This is a genomic window from Streptomyces inusitatus, assembly GCF_014651115.1.
Lineage (GTDB): Bacteria > Actinomycetota > Actinomycetes > Streptomycetales > Streptomycetaceae > Streptomyces > Streptomyces amakusaensis.
The window spans coordinates 76364-92499 of the sequence record NZ_BMWG01000002.1 but is presented as its reverse complement, the minus strand read 5'-3'; the positions used below and the strand labels follow the sequence as shown (position 1 = coordinate 92499).

Here is a 16136-nt window from a genome sequence, read left to right as displayed (position 1 = left end):
GTCCCAGCACCAGTATCCAGACAAAGGGCCCCGCCGTCCGGGCCTTGACGGCTCAACTCGCCCCCACTCGCCCCCGCTCGCCCCCGCCGAGAACCGGACACCCGGGTTCCTATTCGGCCGGCGGCACCGGCACCCCCATCACCTCGCGCGCGTGCCTGCCCGGCACCATCCCCCGGTCCCACGCCTGCCAGCCGTCCTCCAGCCGTACGCCGCGCTCCAGCATCACCGCCAGAGCCTGGGCGCAGTCCTCCAGCTTGCCGTCCCGGGCGGGGTGCCCGGCGGCGATCAGCCGGCCCAACTCCTCCTGGGCGACCACGGACCCGATCTCGATCCCGCCGGGCGAGGCGTACGGCAGCAGGGTGCAGCGCAGGAAGCGGGCCCAGTCCGCGCCGCGCTCGTCCTGGTACGAGACGAACAGCTCGACGGCCTCGTCGCAGAGGCCCAGCGCCTGCCGCGCACGGTCGTTGCCCGCGTCGACGACGGCCAGTTCCAGACAGGTCCACGCCTCGCCGTGGGCGACCTCGATACGGCGGAAGTCGGCCCGGGCGTCCACCAGGAGCTGACGGGCGAAGCCGGAGTTGCGGAGATTGCCGGTGCGGGCCGCGCGCTGGTCGCGGGTGACCCGGCCCGAGTGGTGGCGGGCGCAGGCCAGCCCGTACACATCGCGCATCCGCGAGAACATCGTGCGCGCCCGCTCCAGCTCCCGTACCGCCTGATCGCCCTCGCCGCGCTCCTCCAGCGCCTGGCCCAGGTAGTACAGCGTCCACGCCTCGCCGCGCGCGTCCTCGTTCTCCCGGTGCCGGGCGAGCGCCCGCTCCAGCCCGGTCACGGCCTCGGCGGGATCCCCCTCCACCAGCCGGGCCCGCGCCAGCTGCGTCAGCGCCCAGGCCTCGCCGCGCGCGTCGCCGGTCCGCCCGTACAGCGCGAGGGCCGCGCCCAGCTCGGCATCGGCGCGGGCCACCTCGCCCATCCGCAGACACACCTGGCCGAGCTGGAAGTGCGTCCACGCCTCGCCGTGCAGCGACTCGCCCTCCCGGTGCAGCTCCAGCGCGGTCCCCAGCAGCGAGAGGGCCTCCGCGAGCGAGGCCTGATCGCGCCGGACCGCCGCCAGCGCGTGCAGCGACCACGCCCGGTCCTCCGCCTGCGCGTCGGAGGACTGGAGCTCCACCGCCTCGGTCAGCCGGGCCGCCGCCTCGGTGAGATTGCCCTGATGGTGCAGGGTGATGCCGAGCGAGCAGAGCGCGAGCGCGGCCCCCGCGTCGTTGTGCGCCTCGCGGTAGAGCCCGACGACGGACGACAGGGTGGTGCGGGCCTTGTCCAGCTCGCCGAGCTGACGGGCCGCGATCCCCGTACGCCAGCGCACGGACCGCTCCAGCAGCCCCTGGTCGACCGCTTGCGACAACTCGCTGATCTCGCCCAGCCGGTACAGATCGCCGCGCAGCAGACAGTAGTCCGCGAGCGCCCCCAGCAGCGCCAGAACGGTCTGCTGGTTCACGCCCTCCGCGTGGCGCAGCGCGGAGGTGATCGAGCTGGACTCGTCGTCCAGCCAGCGCAGCGCCGCGTCCAGCGAGGGGAAGCCGTGCGCGCCGAACTGCCCGGCCCGGGTGGACATCTTGCCGTCCACCATCCGGATCACCGCCCCGGCCAGCTCCGCGTAGCTCCGTATCAGCCGCTCCTGCGCGGCGGTGCGCTCCGCCGCCTCCTCCTCTTCGAGGAGCCGGGCCCGGGCGAAGGCCCGTACGGTGTCGTGCAGCCGGTAGCGGCCGGAGCGGGCCCTGTCGACGAGCCCGGCGTCCGCGAGCGCCGTCAGCAGCCGCCGTGCCTCCTCCTCGCCCACCGCGAGCAGCGCCGCCGCCGCTGCCGGGCCCAGCGAGGCCCGCCCTGCGAGCGCGAGCCGGCGCAGCAGCCGCCGGGCCTGCTCGCTCTGGTCGGCGTGGCGCAGCCGGAGCGCGCGCTCCACCGGGTCGGCGGACTCCTGCGCCGCGAGGTCGGCGGCGAGCCGCTGGGCGCCGCGCGTCCCGAGCGAGGACCCGGCGACGCGCAGCGCGAGCGGCAGCCCGCCGCACAGCTCCCGTATCCGCTCGGCGGACTGGCCGTCGTAGGGCGTCTGCGCGGGGGACTGGTCCGACCGCTCGCCGACGGCCCGCAGCAGCTCCTCGGAGCCCGCCTCGTCCAGGGCGGCCACGGGCAGCTGGTGGACCCGGGCCGGGATGTCGGCGGGCAGCTCCAGCGGTTCGCGCGCGGTCACCAGGACGAGGCTGTCCGAGCGCTCGGGTATGAGGGTGCGCACCTGCGCCGGGTCGCGGGCGTCGTCCAGGATCACGGTGACCGGGAGGCCGGTCAGATGCCGGTGGTACAGCTCGGCCAGCCGCCGTACCTGCTGGTCGGCCGAGGACCGCTCCCGGAAGAGGAGCTGCTCGCGGGGGGCTCCGAGCCGGTTCAGCAGATGCAGCAGCGCGTCGCGGGTGGCGAGCGGCCGGCCGCTCTCGCCGCGCAGATCGACCACGCACGCGCCCCGGAACTGGTCCTTGAGCCGGTGGGCGGCGCGCAGGGCGAGGGTGGAGCGGCCCGAGCCCTGGACGCCGTGCAGGACGACGACGGTCGGCCTGGTCTCGGTGGCCGCGCGGGAGGCGTGGACCCACTGGGCGATCTGCGCGAGCTCCTCCCGGCGGCCACTGAACGGACCTTCCGGTTCCGGAAGTTGGGCGAAGGAGTGGGCGAGCACCGACCGGCTGCGGGCGGCGGCGCTGCGGTCGCCGCCGCGCAGCGAGGGGGCCGCGGCGGCCCTTCCGCCGCCGGTCCTTCCGCCGCCGGTGCGGGCGGCGGCGGTGCGGGCGGCGGTCATCCGCTGCCGGTCGAGGAACGGCCGGATGCCGCGCACCTCCAGGGCGGTGAGCCACTCCAGCCGCCGCTGCTCGGTCTCGGCCCGGCCGGGCGCGCCCGCCCCCCGGCTCGCGCCGGTCGCCCTGACGGCGGTGGTCGCGGCCCCGGCGACGGCGACGGCCGCCCCGGCGGCGAGCGCGGTCCCGGCCGTGGTGCCGAGCGCGAGATCGGCCCCGGCGGCGGCCACCGCGGCGACAGCCGTGACCAGCGCGGGAGTCACGAGATCCGCCCGGCCGAACCCGGCGCCCCCGGCCGTGGCGCCGTCCAGCGCCCCGGTGTACGCGGCGTACTCCTCGGCCGCCTCGGCGGCCAGCGAGTCCAGCGCCTCCCGCCCGCGCGCGAGCAGCGCGGCCGCGTCCGTCCGCCCCTCCGAGCGCCGCGCCTCGTCCTCCACGGCGCGGGCCAGCAGTCTCTCCGCCTCGGTCCGGTGACTCTCCCGCATGGGCTCCCCCTCGTGACATCGCGGTTCCGTTTCCGCTGTCGAGTGTGCGCTGTACGGGGGGCTTCGCGCGAGGGACGGCGGGAGGGACGGCGGGAGTGACGGCGGGAGTCGGGCCGATGACGTCCGGGGACTTCGCCGCCGGGCCTCAGGGAGTCCGGAAGGTGCAGGTGACGACCTTCCCGGTGGCGGTGACGGTGGTCTCCCAGTGCTCGGTCAGCGCGTCGACGAGAAGAAGCCCCCGGCCGTTCTCGGCGGAGGGGGAGTCGTGCCGCAGGGTGGGGGGAGCCATGACGGTGTCGCGCACGGTGAGGATGAGCCGGCCCTCCCGGGGCTCGATATCCAGTTCGCATATGCCATCCGCGTGTTCATGGACATTGGCGAGCAGTTCGGTCACCACGAGCGCGATATCGAAAGCGGATTCCCCGAGTCCCCGTCCGTCGAGATGGTCCATGACGGCACGGCGAATGCGGCGGATCTCCGAGGGCCGGACCGTCAAACTCATACTCAGTCGCGTATCGGCTTCTTCCACGTCTTCCACGGAGATCACGGCTCCTCCTGTCCACCGGTGCCGGGGGTGCGGCGTTCTCTTCGGTCCACTGGTGATCGTGGGCCGTGCAGAGCTAACTGCGTAGCCTCCCGTACCGGTACCGTTGACGGCGTGTCTAACCGTGAAAGCCATGAACGGGTGGGGAGTTGATGTGGCCAGGGCCTCTCTGAACCAGCGCAACACGGGACTTGAGGGACTGCTTGAGCAGGCCCGATGGTCGCGCACTCAGCTCGCCAACGCGGTAAATCGAACGGGTGCCCAGATTGGGATGGAGCTGAAGTACGAGCAATCCGCCGTTTCTCACTGGCTTGCCGGGACGCAGCCGAGGGAACAGGTCAGGGGAGTCATTCTGGAAACGCTCGAACGCAAGCTCGGGCGCCCATTGACATACGCGGAAGCCGGGCTTCAGCAGCCGAAGGGCAGGAAAGGGTCCGACGGCGACGACACTGTCGAATCCCTTATGGATCTCGGAAGGGCTGACATGGATCCCTCGCGTCGTGGAGTGCTCACCGCGGGCCTGTACTCGGCCGCTCTCACCGTCCCCCTTTTCACCGATGTGGCACACGCCCAGGAGGGCGGACGCGCCACCCGCCCGGCCGGCCGCATCGGCCCGGGGGACGTGGTGACGGTGCGGACGATGACCGACCGCATCGCGGACATACTCGATGAACTCGGCGGCGGACTGGCCCGCCCCATGGCGGCCGCGTTCCTCGTCAACACCGTGCTGCCCCAGTTACGTTCCTCGGGGGAGGAGAAGGACCGCAAGGACATGCTGTCCGCCGCCTCCGACCTGACCTATCTCACCGGGTGGATGGCGATGTACGAGCGTGAGCACGGCCTCGGCCAGCGGTACTACGTCAAGGCGCTGAAGCTGGCCGGGGCGGCGGGCGACCATGTGACGTACTGCCGCACCCTGCGCGGCATGAGCCTCCAGGCGGCCAACCTCGGCCACGGGAACAAGGCCCTCCAACTGGCCGACTCCGCAGCCCAGGCGGCCCCCGGGGCGGGCCCCCGGCTGGTCGCCTTCCTGCGGGGGCAGCAGGCCCACGCCGCCTCGATGGTGGGCGACCGCCACCAGGCCTTCGCCCGGCTCAGGGAGGCCGAGGCCGCGCTGTCGAGGGCCGACTCGCGGCGCGAGGCCGTCGGCGGCTACGACCGCTCGGCCTATCAGTTCCATGTCGCCCACGTCCTCTACGAGACCCGCGACCTCGCGGGCTCCATCGCCGCCCTCAAGGAGTCCCTCAAGTCCCAGCCCCACCGCGAGCGCCAGGGCAGGGTCCACTCCAACGCGGTCCTCGCCCAGCGGCAGCTGGAGCTGGGCCATCTGGAGGAGGCCTGCGCCACCTGGAGCGCCTTCCTCGACGACTACGCGCAGCTGTCGACCGCGCGGGGCGACGACCACTTCCACACCATGCGCCGCCGTGTCGCGCCTTATCGGAGGGTTCGCGCCGCGCGCGAACTGGACGAGAGGGCGCGCGCGTTGGCCGACGCCAAGCGCTGAAACAAGCGCTGATCATCATGCCCGGCTCCGTAATATCCATAACCGGGCACCCCTTCCGCGCCTGGGAATCTACGGTGATCGGATGACGACCGAGCCATGGGACCCCACCACCCCCGGTGTCCTCCGCCTCCCTTCCGGCCGCCTCATCCGAGGCCGCGCCCTCCGCCGCCCCCTTCCGCCCGGCCGAGTCCCGCACTTCGCCGTCTACCTCCTGGGCAAACAGCCCCCCGAGGTCCCGTGGGAGTCCCACTGGCTCCACTGGCCCGACTTCCGGCTGCCCGCCAAGCGCTCGGAGGCCCGCGCCGTCCTCGCCGAGGCCTGGTCCCGCTCCGACGCCGAACGCGTGGAACTCGCCTGCGGCGGCGGCCGCGGCCGTACCGGCACCGCCCTCGCCTGTGTCGCCGTCCTGGACGGCGTACCGGCGGGGGACGCGGTTGCGTACGTACGACGGCACTACAGCGCCCACGCGGTGGAGACCCCCTGGCAGAAGCGGTACGTCGCGGGATTCGGCGACACCTCCTAGGAAGCGGAGCAGGCGACCGCCTTGTTCATCCGGCCGACCACCGCCACGAGGTCGGGCTTGCCGTAGAGGCTCGCGGAGGTGACGGCCTGCCGCTCGCCGCGCGCGTCGCCGAAGAAGAAGGAGACGCTGCCGTGGATGCCGCCGGCATGGCCCCAGACCTCACCGCAGCCGAGGCCGTTCAGATTGTCGAGGCGCTGAACGCCCAGGCCGTAGCCGACGCCCTGGTCCGTCTTGACCGTCCGCTTCATCTCCCTCAGCTCGGCCGGGCGAAGCAACTCCCCCTTGAACAGCGCGGAGTGGAAGCGGGCGAGGTCGGCGGTGGTGGAGACCCCGGCCCCGCCCGCACCCGCCTCGGACGGATTGAGGAGGGTGGTGTCCACCGGACCGGACGGGAGCTTCGTGTAGTTGCGGGCGTGCGTGCCCCCGATGCGTACGGAGGTGCCGGGCATGGAGGTGTCGCGCAGCTTCAGGGGGCGGGCGATACGCCGCTCGACCTCCTTGTTCCAGCTCCGGCCGGTCACCCGCTCGATCAGCATCCCGGCCAGCAGATAGTTGGTGTTGGAGTACCTCCACCCCTTCCCCGGCGGGAAGTAGGGAGCGCGCCCGACCGCGTTCGCCACGATGCCGGCGGCGGAGTACGACTGCCAGCGGCCGGCCCGCACCCACTCCTCCGTCGGCATGTTGTGCTCCGGGGCCTCGGTGTAGTTGAACAGGCCGCTGGTGTGGTTCAGCAGCTGGCGTACGGTGATGCGCTCACCGTCCGGGACCACACCCGGCAGGTACTTCTCCACCGGGTCCTCCAGCCCGATCCGGCCCTCGCCGACGAGCTGGAGCACCACCGTGGCGGTGAACGTCTTGGTGATGCTCCCGATCCGGAACCGCCCACCGGGGTCCGCCGGAGCCCCACCGCGCCGATCCGCCACCCCCGCCGCGCCCTTCCACGACGTACGCCCGTCCTCGACGATCCGCCCCAGACTCCAGCTCGCCTCCCCACCCTCCACCACCGCCCGCAGCCCGGCCCCCCGCTCGGCCGGGTCAATCCCCTCCCGCGCCGCCGAAGCCGGCGACCCCACCGTCCCCACCAGCGCGGCGGCCGCCAGCGCCACCCCACCGGCCTTCGTCGCCACCCTGCGGGACCTCGCGTTCCACACGCTGCCGTTCCTCATGACTTCCCTCCGTCGAGCCCCGGCGGAACCCCCGCCCGGCACCTCTCGACCCTAGGAATCCAAGCCCCGCCCCCACCACGGCACCGACTACACCCCCCACGGGAGCCGGCCCCGCCGCCGACGGTGTAGCCCGCTCCCCCTCTCCAGATGGCACACTCACCGACATGACCGCCAGCGCACAGGGCCCCGCCGCCTACTTCCCCTCCATCGAGAAGAAGTACGGCCGCCCCATCACCGAGTGGAAAGACCTCATCCGCGCCTCCCCCCTGACCAAGCACATGGAACTCGTCGCCTGGCTCAAGTCGGAGCACTCCCTCGGCCACGGCCACGCCAACGCCCTCGTCGCCCACACCCTGGCGGAGGACCGCGCGAACTGACCCGCGCGGGCGGCACGATCGCCGATGTCGGGGCCCGTGGACTCCCCACAGGAGTCGGTGATCTCCATAGCGCTCTCAGCACTGTTCAGCGGTCGGCGCTGCCTGGTGGCACGACCCACTCGGCGGGTTGGCCCGTGAGAGAGGCGATCATGTCGAAGTCGCCGTCGTAGTGGAGGACGGTCAGCCGGTTCAGTTCCGCTGTGGCGGCGATGAGCAGGTCGGGGAGTGACAGTGCCCGGTGGAACCCCGCGTTGAGAGCGTGGCGCTGCACCTCCAGTGCGCGGGTGAAGGCGTTGTCGTCACTGGGCAGGTAGTCGAAGGCATGGAGCCAGGTGCTGATTCGCGTTGCCTCGGCGGTGTCCCGGGCCGAGTGGATCATCTCGTACTCAGTGGGTTGGCAGACTGCGAGCAGGTAGCGCTCGTGGAGAGGCTTCAGCACCTCTCTTACGCCCGGCTTCGTCCAGCGCGCCAGCGCTGATTTGTCGATCAGGAAGCGGTCCTGCATCAGGTGGCCCGGCCGCCGTCGCGCTTCAGGGTCCCGTTGGCGTCGCGAGGGCCGGTGCTCTCGATGATCTCGCTGAAGTCGAAGTCGCCGGCGTCCATGGCGTCGAAGCCCTCCTGCCGCAGGTGCCGTTTGACGGCGTCTTCCATGGCGAGCCGTACGGCCTGGGCTTTGGTCTTGGTCCCGAAGATCCGCATGGCCTCGGCGACCATGGTCTCGTCGAGGTCGATCACTGTCCTTGCCATGCCAGCCCCTCCTCGGGTGATCAGATACGGCAAACGATATCATTCTCCCTTGAGTTTTGATATCGTTTGCTGTTCTTCTGCGGCTTCACCAGAGCGCCGCGGAGCGCGGTCGGCTGGAGTCCAGGGTGCCGCGCCGACGGCCGACAGGACTCGCGAACCCGGCCGAGCGCCAAGGGCCGGGCGGGCAGCCCGTGCGGGTTCAGAGGGAACTGCTCGTGGGGCGGTTGCTCACGTCCGCGACTGCTCGGGCAAAGGCACGGAAGGCCAAGACCCGCTCGGGGGCACCAAGGCCGCGCAGCGCGGACAAGAAGCCGACCAGAAGGGTCAGCGGGTAGATGGCGCGCTGGAGGGTGAGTGCACCAGCACAGATCATGGTGGACAGCAGTGCCACGGTCACGATGAGGTCCTTTCGGCGCGACGGCGCACCGCCCGGTGCGCTGACGCTCATACAAGGCTGCGCGGTACCTGAACTCCGAGGTGCCTTGTGCGCCAGGGTGCTTGAAGTTCCTGGTCGGGCCGATAATGTCCGGACTTCCGGTCCGGAAGGACTCGACTCCCTTGTCGAAGCGGGGCGGACGGCCGCCCTTGCCACCGCGCCGGAGCCGATTGCGGACTGGGCAGCTCGCTCGGGAATGGTGTGCGGGATGCCTCGGCGTCGCAGCCAGGTCCGGGTGGCTCCGAGGTGAGCCCTTGGTGCTCCCGGCCTCATCGGACAGTTCATGCAGTCCATGGCGATGTAACACCCGATCATGATCCACCAATCAAGATCAGCATGCGGCAGCGCTATTCAGCGGGGTCACGTCAATGTGCGAATCCTCGGGATGGATCGCGAGGCGGCGCGTTCCCGAACTCCTCGAACCACCTTTCGGGTCGCAGGTCTCCAATGCCCATGCGTTGGTTGAGCGGGTCGTCGGGATGCTCCAAGCCTTGCATCATCGGGTCGTAGAGAAAGAGCACATCGTGGTCCTGGAAGAGCAAATCTGAACAAGTGAGCCAGTCGTAGTCGCCCTGCTGCTCGGGGAGGCCTTGGGTGAGCTCGGCCACCAGATCCGGTTCATCACATGTCATTGCCGAAGCGCTCTCCAGGGCAAAGTGGAGCGCCAGTTCCTCCGCCGCGCAGCGTGGTTCCGGAGAGTGGCCGAGAGCGATGTCCTCGTTGAGATCATCCAGGGCTCTTAGCACCCTGCGCCGCCAATGCCGTGGCTGGCTCCATGTGGAGGCCGGCAAGCGTGCGAAGAATCTCCCAATACTGTTCGGGGAGATTGGCTGGTCACCCAGTTCATCCAACTCGTCGTGAGCCGTATCGGCGAGGATCTCCAGGTTGCAGCTGAGGATGCGTGATGTGCGGGCCGTCATCCGCCACGGCTCTTCGTCATCCTCATCCCATTCGACATTCGGATCCCAGGTTTCCGAACCTAGCGCGTGGCCCATTTCTGGCCGGTGGATTCCCGGTTCATTGAAGGATGAGATCGCTACCGCGTCTCCGCCCTCGGCGGCGCGGACGTACCACTCATGGGCTTCGTCGTTCTGCCTGCACCGCTGGGCGATCACACCCCGGAGCCGCATGGCAAGAGCATCTCCCTGAGCTGCGGCCCTCTCGTAGCATGCCGACGCTTCGTCCCGTCGGCCTTCAATTTCGTGCAGGGCGCCAAGGGCTCGGGCCTGCAGTGCAGTTCCTGTTTCAGATACCGTCCGGTACCACGAGGGCCAGGTGTGTTCTGGCCGTCTTTCGCGCTGTACGAACCCAAGGTCGTGCATGGCGGTGTGGTCACCTCTGGCTGCCAGTGGAGAGAAGCAGCGCTCGGCGAGCACCAGGCGACCGAAACGGAAGGCAGATCGTCCGACAGGTAGTAGCTCGTTGCCGCCATTCGCGTGCGTGACCGCCGCCTCCCAGACCTCGTCAGGAATGGCCGACGCTTCGGCGGTACTGGCAATGGCGTCCACGAGGTAGTCGAATGGCCGCCAGGCTTCGGCGGTATCCGTGGCAATCAGCATTCCTGCTACACCGAACTGGATCTCGGTTGCCCAGGCCAGAGCCTGCTCGGGGCTCTCGGCTTGGAGGCGGGAGGCGTCCCCGGCAGAGAGATAACACGTGGACAATGTCAGCAGGGTCTCAGTGGCCAGAGGGGTGGAGATACCTGCTCGCGAGAGGTCGATGGCCGCCTGGACCAAGGCCGCGCCCCGGGGATGGCCTTTCGGCTGACGTCTGGTCGTCAGGAACTCTTCAAGCAGCTTCGGTCCGGCTGCGAGGTATTCCGCGATGCCGTGAACGCCGTGGTGGCGGGCTGCGTCAGCGAGACGCATATCGGGGTCCGGGTTTGCCAACTGTGCGCGGAGCCGACTCATCTCCTCCTCGGACCACTGTCTTTCCAGCACGAGGGGCTCGATGAGATTCAGCACCCGAGAGCCTGGGCGGCGCACAGAAGCCAAGGCGGCTCCCGTGCCTCTCAGTGCGCGCTCACTGTAATTGCCGTACACCTCAGAACGCATGGTGGCCATGACCACAACTCGTTGCTCCAGGAGCACGGACAGCATGCCTTGGTCAAGGCCGCCGGGGAGGAGGAAGCGGTCGAGATCATCCAGCCAGAGAACCCACTTCCGACGACCGGACCTGGGTAGGGATATATGCGACAGCACGGGGCTCAGCTCGCTTGCCGCAGGCGGTGCAATGATCCAATGATCGGGCAGTTCGCGTCGTACAGCCTCGAAGGCGCACCGTGATTTTCCGGCCGTGGACTCGCCGACCAAGAGGACGAGGCCGCCGTTCTCTCTGGCTTCAAGCAGCTGAGCCGAGACCGCGCTGTCCGCGTCCCGTGGCACATAGGCCGGTAGCGGAGGAGAGCCCTCGATACGACTCGTCCGGTGTACTCCCAGCTCCAAGGGCTTGGCGTCAGCCACCGGGCGGATCGGGATCCGGACTGTGCCTACCGCGATGTGACGCGATTCTGCCTGTGCCGGAGTGGGAGTCTTGGACCGCGCCGCGCGCAGTAGACGATCCCAGACTGCCCGGTCGGCGAGTGCGGCAGGGAAGATGATGTTTCGCTGCCGAGCCAAGGTTTCGACTGCACGGAGAAACTCTCGGAAGAGCTTATTTGTCGGTATGTGCTTCCCGCTTCGCCAATCGCTGATGCGCTGCACGGACAGGGAAGTTCGCCCAAGTCGATCCCTGCTCGCGGAACAGATGGCTGCTGGCTTGGGGGAGCCGGCCACAGCGAGAAGAGCCTCCAGGTGTTCCCGGAATTTCTGCTTTCCCTTGTGTCCAGTCATGAAGAAATGACCAGGCGGACGTCGAAGTCCGTGTCGGCGTTCCAGTCCGGGCCTGCGGCGGTCCCCAGGGCATTGGCCCGGATCCGAGCCGGCCGGTTGTGCCGCTTGGAGGCGCTCAGGCTCCCGGCGGTCATCCCGTCCACGATCTCAATGTCGGCGCACTGCTCCTCGGACCAGGAGTCGTACTGCTCCGCGCTGATCTGGGTGTGCATCCACGCGGGCGTCACCATCTCGGGGGTTATGGTGTGCCTCCTTCGAGGAACCTCAACCTCAACAGTTCCAGCGCTGCTGGGCTCAGCCTACTGTTCTGCGACTCGGTGGTGCCCGAATCGGGAGAACGCCAGGAGATAACCGGTATCGCCCGCGTTCGACCAGGCACGGCCATGCCGTGCCGCAGGAGCGTCCCCTCGCCCCCGTGCTGCTGAGTGTCGGCTACTCCAGTTGTCACTGGTGACAGCGGACTCACGAGCCCAGTAGTGGGCGGTGCTCACACCTCTCTGATGATCACGCGGTTCCCGCAGAGCTTCGACCAGTCGTCTCGATCTGAGGTCAGAACGATGACGGGAGCTGGGACGCGGAGCGCGAGCGCGGCAACGAGGGCATCGATCGCGTACTTGTGCCCATGTAGTCCGCCTGCGTCTTGAAGTAGTTTCACTGCAGTCAGGGAGTCCTCCCGGCTGACTGGTTCCACCAGCAGCCGGGAGAGGACCCACTTCAAGCGCGCCAGATCGGTCTTCCCGTGCACGGCTTCGACGATGGTCAGCGCAGACACGAGGATGGGGACCCCGACTTGCCGGGCTGCCTCGATGCGAGCCGCCATCGTGCGGTCGTTGCGCAGGAGCAGTGACAGAGCTTCGGAGTCGAGCACCAGCGAGCGGGCCGGCAGCTCCTTCACGCGGCGCCCCGCTCCGCATCCTCGGCGTTCACGTCTCCGAACAGCTCGCGACGAGCGCCTTCGATCTCCTGCTCCGTGAGCGCGCCGTGCTCCTCCTCGTGGGACGCCACGATCTCGGCGAGCCCGTCCATGGCGAGCTGATGCCTGACAGCCTCGGTGATGTAGCTGGACAGGCCACGACGTCCGGTCCGGGATCGGAGCTCGCTGACCAGCTCGGCGGGCATGGACACGGAGATGTTCTCAGTGGTTCCGGCGCGGGTCGGCTTCATGTACGAAGTGTAGGACAAGGTCTATTACACCGCGAGGGTCATGCACGCTCACGGGCTTCGATGAGCGTGATCACGTGCAGATCGGGGGGTGCGCGCAGGTCTTCGGAGCGGTATGTGAACCTTGTCGACATGTCGAGGACGGATGACGCCAGCGAGTTCTACACCATTGAGCTGGTCGATGGTGTGGCTGACGGGCTGCGCCGCGTCACGCGCAAGGGCTGGACCGGAGAGGTCCTGGCTTTCCCGCGGCTGGCCTACCGGGATGTACGCGGGCGTGGCGAGCTGGCACGCCCTGGTGTCTATGTCCTGGTCGGTCCCAACGATGGCAGCCTCTCCAAGCCGTACCAGTTGTACATCGGCCGAAGCGATGCCTTGCGAACCCGTATGGACACCTACCAGACGGCCAAGGCGAAGGATTTCTGGAACTACACCTTCGTTCTGACAAGCACACGCGACCAGCCTCTGAGCACCGCGATCACCTCCTGCCTCGAAGCAGATCTGATCAAGTTGGCGCTCGACTTCGGGCGGGCCGTCATCAACGTCAACCAGCCGCGTCCGCTCGCGCTTGAAGGGCCGGACACTCGTTTTCTGAGGGAGTACCTCAAGCACGCTCTTGCGATCCTGCTACTGCAGGGAGCGCCCTACTTCGACGAGCAACTGGGTGTGCACCCTACGTCTCCCTCTCAGTCCGGCTCGGCTTGCCCACGGCGCGTGTACCACCTGAGCGCGAAGGCCAAGCTGACAATCGCGAGTGGCCACGAGAGCCCGCACGGCTTCACCGTCCTTGAGGGCTCCTTGGCGCGTAGAAAGGTCGCTGACTCCATGCCCAAGGCTTCTCGCAGGCTGCGTGAGCAGCTTCTGGAAGAGAAGGTCCTGGTCATCGAGGACGATGAGCGCCTACGGCTGACACAGGCGTACACCTTCACCCACCCTTCCCCTGCTGCCAGCGTGATGCTGGGATACAGCGTTAACGGGGTGGACAGATGGAAGGATGAAGGAGGCCGTTCTCTGGCGGCCGTGCGCAAGGCTGAGACGCGGGAGGCCGCCGAGCACCCCTAAAAGTCAGTGTGCTGTCTGTTGTGGCCGACGCCTTCCGGGTGACCCCCCGGCAGGGGCTGCCGAGGGGTCCTGAAGCGGGTCAGCGCCGGGGTCTGCGGGGACAACGTCGACCATGCCCTCCGCAGGCACCTCGTGCGTCGGCCCCCTTCTGAGCTGAGGCGGCCGCGTCTGGCAGACGCCATCGGTGTACGGGCGATATCGCTGTCCCCGGGCCCATCTCAACAGGGAGTGCGGACTAGCCAGCCGGACGCCGGCGGCGGGTCGTGTTCCGACGTCGAGCCGTTCCGAGCAGGGAGGTCATCACGGCGAGGGCCGCTTTCTGGCGTTGTGGCTTACGGGACCAGACCGCAGGACAGACCACCCCGAAGAAGAAGAAGGATCCCAGGAGCAGGCTCGGAGCCGCCGACATCGCGGCGACGGCCATGTTGCCCTGAAATCCGGCGGCAAGGGCGCCTCCGCTGGTCACCGCCAGACCGGCAGGGGTCAGCCAGCGAGTGGGGCGTCGCAGTGGTTCCGTACCCGAGGTTCCGTCCATGCCCTGGTCGGCTTCGCGGGGCAGGGCAGGCCCCGTACCCTCAGACATGTAGTTCTCCGTACCGATAGAAGGGGACTACGAGTGAGACGGCTTCCTGTTGGCGCAGGGAGCCGTCGCTCGTTGCAGGCGCTCGACTCAGCCGTCGATGCAACGATGGCAGACCTTTCGAGCCTCTCCATCCGCAGAAAACATCGCGGGACTGATGTAGATTGGGATCATTGCAGCTCAGATGCTATTTAGGTAGATCTAACGTGATCTGCATCTCTCTGGAGAGAAGGGAAAGTGTGCTCTACTTCACAGTGAGATTGTGCCTAGGGTGCTCCCTGTGAGGGGTGACGGCCCCCTGGCTGAGTTCGCGCGAGCCCTTCGTGAACTGCGGGAGAGGGCGAACGGAACAGTCAATGCGGTGGTCGCGTATGGCGCGTCGAGGACTGCGGTCTACGCGGCGCTGAGCGGTGCCCGCCTGCCGAGTGTGCAGACGCTGGATCTGATCGTCGACGCGTGGGCGAATGGTGATGCGGCGGAGCGGGACCGGTGGCGTGAACGTCGAAGTGTGGCCGAAGGGGTCATGGCGGAGCGGTCGCGCCTGTCGGGAGCGGCGGTTCCGCGCCGCACGCCGGAAGAGGCCGACTTCGCCGATCAACTGCGTGCCTTCTGGGATGTGTGCGGCAGCCCCGCCACGGAAGCGGTAGCCCGGCATTGTGAGGTGAGTGCTCGTACGTTGGACTCCTACCTCGACGGGCGGACCTTCCCCACGCCCGAGCGGTTCGAGCAGATCCTCGTCGGCCTGGCCTCCGTGATCGGAGCGGGAGGCGAGGTGGACGAGTCGGTCGTGCACGATGCGCTGCGAACGGAGAGGCTCCGAGAAGCCCTGTTCCGGGCGCGCACGGCACGGAAGGAGGAACGCACCAGGGTTAGGGAGTTGGCTACGGCACTGCCTGGTGGGCAGGCGGACCCGACCGGAGGCGTGCCGCCGTCCTCCGCTGGGTTCGGCCACGTGCCCGGAGTCCCGCCAGGACGCCGTTTCGACGATCGCCGAGCTTTGGCCAGAGCTGGGGTCCATCGGCAGCTGATGTCCGGCATCGCGGGCAGCGAGAGTCTGGGGGCGGAGTCGGTCGTCCTCCACGACGAGCATTTCGGCGACGAGGACCACGGCGACGTCATCATCTATACCGGCGAGGGGGGGACGGGTGATCAGCAACTCACCCGCGGCAATGCCGCACTGGCGAGGAGCGCATCCACCCGTGCTCCCGTTCGTGTGGTCCGCCGGACCGCGAACGCCCCTGGTGGCCTGGCATACCGCTACGACGGGCTCTACACGGTTGAGGATTACTGGTCCGAGCAGTCACCGGACGGACGGCGTGTGTGGCGATTCCGCCTCGTCCGAAGGGTGCCTGCTGAGCAGGGTGTAGCGCACCTCCCACAACGCGACGAAGCCGAGGGGTCGGGCCTGGCCGACGGTATAAGGTCACCCCTTTCGGTCCAACGGGTCGTTCGCAGTACGGCCGTCGCCAACCTTGTCAAACAGATCCACGACTTCAAGTGCCAGGTCTGTGGCGTCCGTCTTCTGCTGGGGGGTGGCCGTGCCTACGCGGAAGCTGCACACATCCGCTCCATTGCACGCCCCCACAACGGCGCGGACGCGATCAGTAACGTGCTGTGCCTGTGCCCCAATTGCCATGTGCTCATGGATGCAGGCATGTTCGTTATCAACGATGACCTCACGGTCGTGAGCCGGGCTGACAGCACGGTGCGCGGAGTGCTCCGCGAAACTCCGGAACACCGGATCGACAGACAGGCGCTCGCCTATCACCGCACCCTCCACGGCCTACCGGAGGAGGAGCAAGGCATTGACGTGTGAGTCGTCCCGAGGGCGTGGTGGTCCTGACCTGCTTGGCCTGCCGATCATTATCCGAGCGGCCTTT

14 protein-coding genes and 1 pseudogene are annotated in these 16136 nt (G+C 68.7%); 5 read left to right on the top strand and 10 right to left on the bottom strand.

Annotation, left to right across the window (positions count from 1 at the left end):
- Positions 1-109: 109 nt before the first annotated feature.
- The gene (locus IE247_RS04165) at positions 110-3325 is read right to left on the bottom strand and encodes a tetratricopeptide repeat protein (RefSeq protein ID WP_190121514.1); all 3216 of its coding nucleotides are present in this window, start codon (positions 3323-3325) and stop codon (positions 110-112) included.
- 145 nt (positions 3326-3470) lie between these two features.
- Positions 3471-3827 carry an ATP-binding protein gene (locus tag IE247_RS04160; protein ID WP_190121513.1) on the bottom strand — a complete coding sequence of 119 codons (357 nt, stop codon included), beginning with the start codon at positions 3825-3827 and terminating at the stop codon, positions 3471-3473.
- Between the two features lie 175 nt (positions 3828-4002).
- Between IE247_RS04160 and IE247_RS04155 the strand changes: the two genes are divergently transcribed.
- Both IE247_RS04155 and IE247_RS04150 read left to right on the top strand, forming a co-directional pair.
- Positions 4003-5373: an NsdA family TPR-like regulatory protein gene (locus IE247_RS04155; protein WP_229868627.1), complete on the top strand. Its 1371-nt coding sequence runs from the start codon at positions 4003-4005 to the stop codon at positions 5371-5373.
- An 82-nt stretch (positions 5374-5455) separates the two neighbouring features.
- Positions 5456-5896: a protein-tyrosine phosphatase family protein gene (locus IE247_RS04150; RefSeq protein ID WP_190121512.1), complete on the top strand. Its 441-nt coding sequence runs from the start codon at positions 5456-5458 to the stop codon at positions 5894-5896.
- Here the strand turns inward: IE247_RS04150 and IE247_RS04145 are convergent.
- Complete coding sequence (locus IE247_RS04145) at positions 5893-7062, bottom strand: serine hydrolase domain-containing protein (protein ID WP_190121511.1); 1170 nt, start codon at positions 7060-7062, stop codon at positions 5893-5895. The two genes, IE247_RS04150 and IE247_RS04145, sit on opposite strands and share 4 nt — an antisense overlap.
- Before the next feature lie 164 nt (positions 7063-7226).
- Between IE247_RS04145 and IE247_RS04140 the strand changes: the two genes are divergently transcribed.
- Entirely contained in the window at positions 7227-7439 is a 213-nt protein-coding gene (locus IE247_RS04140; protein ID WP_190121510.1) for a DUF4287 domain-containing protein, read from the top strand.
- 85 nt (positions 7440-7524) lie between these two features.
- Here IE247_RS04140 and IE247_RS04135 read toward each other — a convergent pair whose 3' ends face one another.
- The 7 genes and pseudogenes from IE247_RS04135 to IE247_RS04105 all read right to left on the bottom strand — a co-directional run bounded on the left by IE247_RS04135 (position 7525) and on the right by IE247_RS04105 (position 12617).
- Positions 7525-7944: a PIN domain nuclease gene (locus IE247_RS04135; RefSeq protein WP_190121509.1), complete on the bottom strand. Its 420-nt coding sequence runs from the start codon at positions 7942-7944 to the stop codon at positions 7525-7527.
- The gene (locus tag IE247_RS04130) at positions 7944-8186 is read right to left on the bottom strand and encodes a type II toxin-antitoxin system VapB family antitoxin (protein ID WP_190121508.1); all 243 of its coding nucleotides are present in this window, start codon (positions 8184-8186) and stop codon (positions 7944-7946) included. The genes IE247_RS04135 and IE247_RS04130 overlap by 1 nt, the downstream gene beginning before the upstream one ends.
- 199 nt (positions 8187-8385) lie before the next feature.
- A complete protein-coding gene (locus tag IE247_RS04125) occupies positions 8386-8634 on the bottom strand; it encodes a hypothetical protein (protein ID WP_190121507.1) in 249 nt (82 codons plus the stop codon).
- 353 nt (positions 8635-8987) lie between these two features.
- Complete coding sequence (locus IE247_RS04120; RefSeq protein WP_190121506.1) at positions 8988-11084, bottom strand: SEL1-like repeat protein; 2097 nt, start codon at positions 11082-11084, stop codon at positions 8988-8990.
- A gap of 380 nt (positions 11085-11464) precedes the next feature.
- Positions 11465-11695, bottom strand: a pseudogene (locus tag IE247_RS04115) (Uma2 family endonuclease); the annotation flags it as partial.
- 245 nt (positions 11696-11940) lie between these two features.
- The gene (locus IE247_RS04110) at positions 11941-12348 is read right to left on the bottom strand and encodes a type II toxin-antitoxin system VapC family toxin (RefSeq protein ID WP_190121505.1); all 408 of its coding nucleotides are present in this window, start codon (positions 12346-12348) and stop codon (positions 11941-11943) included.
- Complete coding sequence (locus IE247_RS04105; protein ID WP_190121504.1) at positions 12345-12617, bottom strand: hypothetical protein; 273 nt, start codon at positions 12615-12617, stop codon at positions 12345-12347. The genes IE247_RS04110 and IE247_RS04105 overlap by 4 nt, the downstream gene beginning before the upstream one ends.
- A 114-nt stretch (positions 12618-12731) precedes the next feature.
- Between IE247_RS04105 and IE247_RS04100 the strand changes: the two genes are divergently transcribed.
- Positions 12732-13676: a DUF4357 domain-containing protein gene (locus IE247_RS04100; protein ID WP_190121503.1), complete on the top strand. Its 945-nt coding sequence runs from the start codon at positions 12732-12734 to the stop codon at positions 13674-13676.
- Positions 13677-14617: 941 nt separating this feature from the next.
- A complete protein-coding gene (locus IE247_RS04095; protein ID WP_229868625.1) occupies positions 14618-16072 on the top strand; it encodes a YDG/SRA domain-containing protein in 1455 nt (484 codons plus the stop codon).
- The last annotated feature ends 64 nt before the right edge of the window (positions 16073-16136 follow it).

Bases quoted from the DNA above. Each gene is read 5' to 3' on its own strand.
- IE247_RS04130 (WP_190121508.1), bottom strand. From the start codon at position 8,186: ATGGCAAGGACAGTGATCGACCTCGACGAGACCATGGTCGCCGAGGCC.
- IE247_RS04140 (WP_190121510.1), top strand. From the start codon at position 7,227: ATGACCGCCAGCGCACAGGGCCCCGCCGCCTACTTCCCCTCCATCGAG.
- IE247_RS04155 (WP_229868627.1), top strand. From the start codon at position 4,003: ATGAACGGGTGGGGAGTTGATGTGGCCAGGGCCTCTCTGAACCAGCGC.
- IE247_RS04145 (WP_190121511.1), bottom strand. From the start codon at position 7,062: ATGAGGAACGGCAGCGTGTGGAACGCGAGGTCCCGCAGGGTGGCGACG.
- IE247_RS04105 (WP_190121504.1), bottom strand. From the start codon at position 12,617: ATGAAGCCGACCCGCGCCGGAACCACTGAGAACATCTCCGTGTCCATG.
- IE247_RS04160 (WP_190121513.1), bottom strand. From the start codon at position 3,827: ATGAGTTTGACGGTCCGGCCCTCGGAGATCCGCCGCATTCGCCGTGCC.
- IE247_RS04125 (WP_190121507.1), bottom strand. From the start codon at position 8,634: ATGAGCGTCAGCGCACCGGGCGGTGCGCCGTCGCGCCGAAAGGACCTC.
- IE247_RS04165 (WP_190121514.1), bottom strand. From the start codon at position 3,325: ATGCGGGAGAGTCACCGGACCGAGGCGGAGAGACTGCTGGCCCGCGCC.
- IE247_RS04150 (WP_190121512.1), top strand. From the start codon at position 5,456: ATGACGACCGAGCCATGGGACCCCACCACCCCCGGTGTCCTCCGCCTC.
- IE247_RS04135 (WP_190121509.1), bottom strand. From the start codon at position 7,944: ATGCAGGACCGCTTCCTGATCGACAAATCAGCGCTGGCGCGCTGGACG.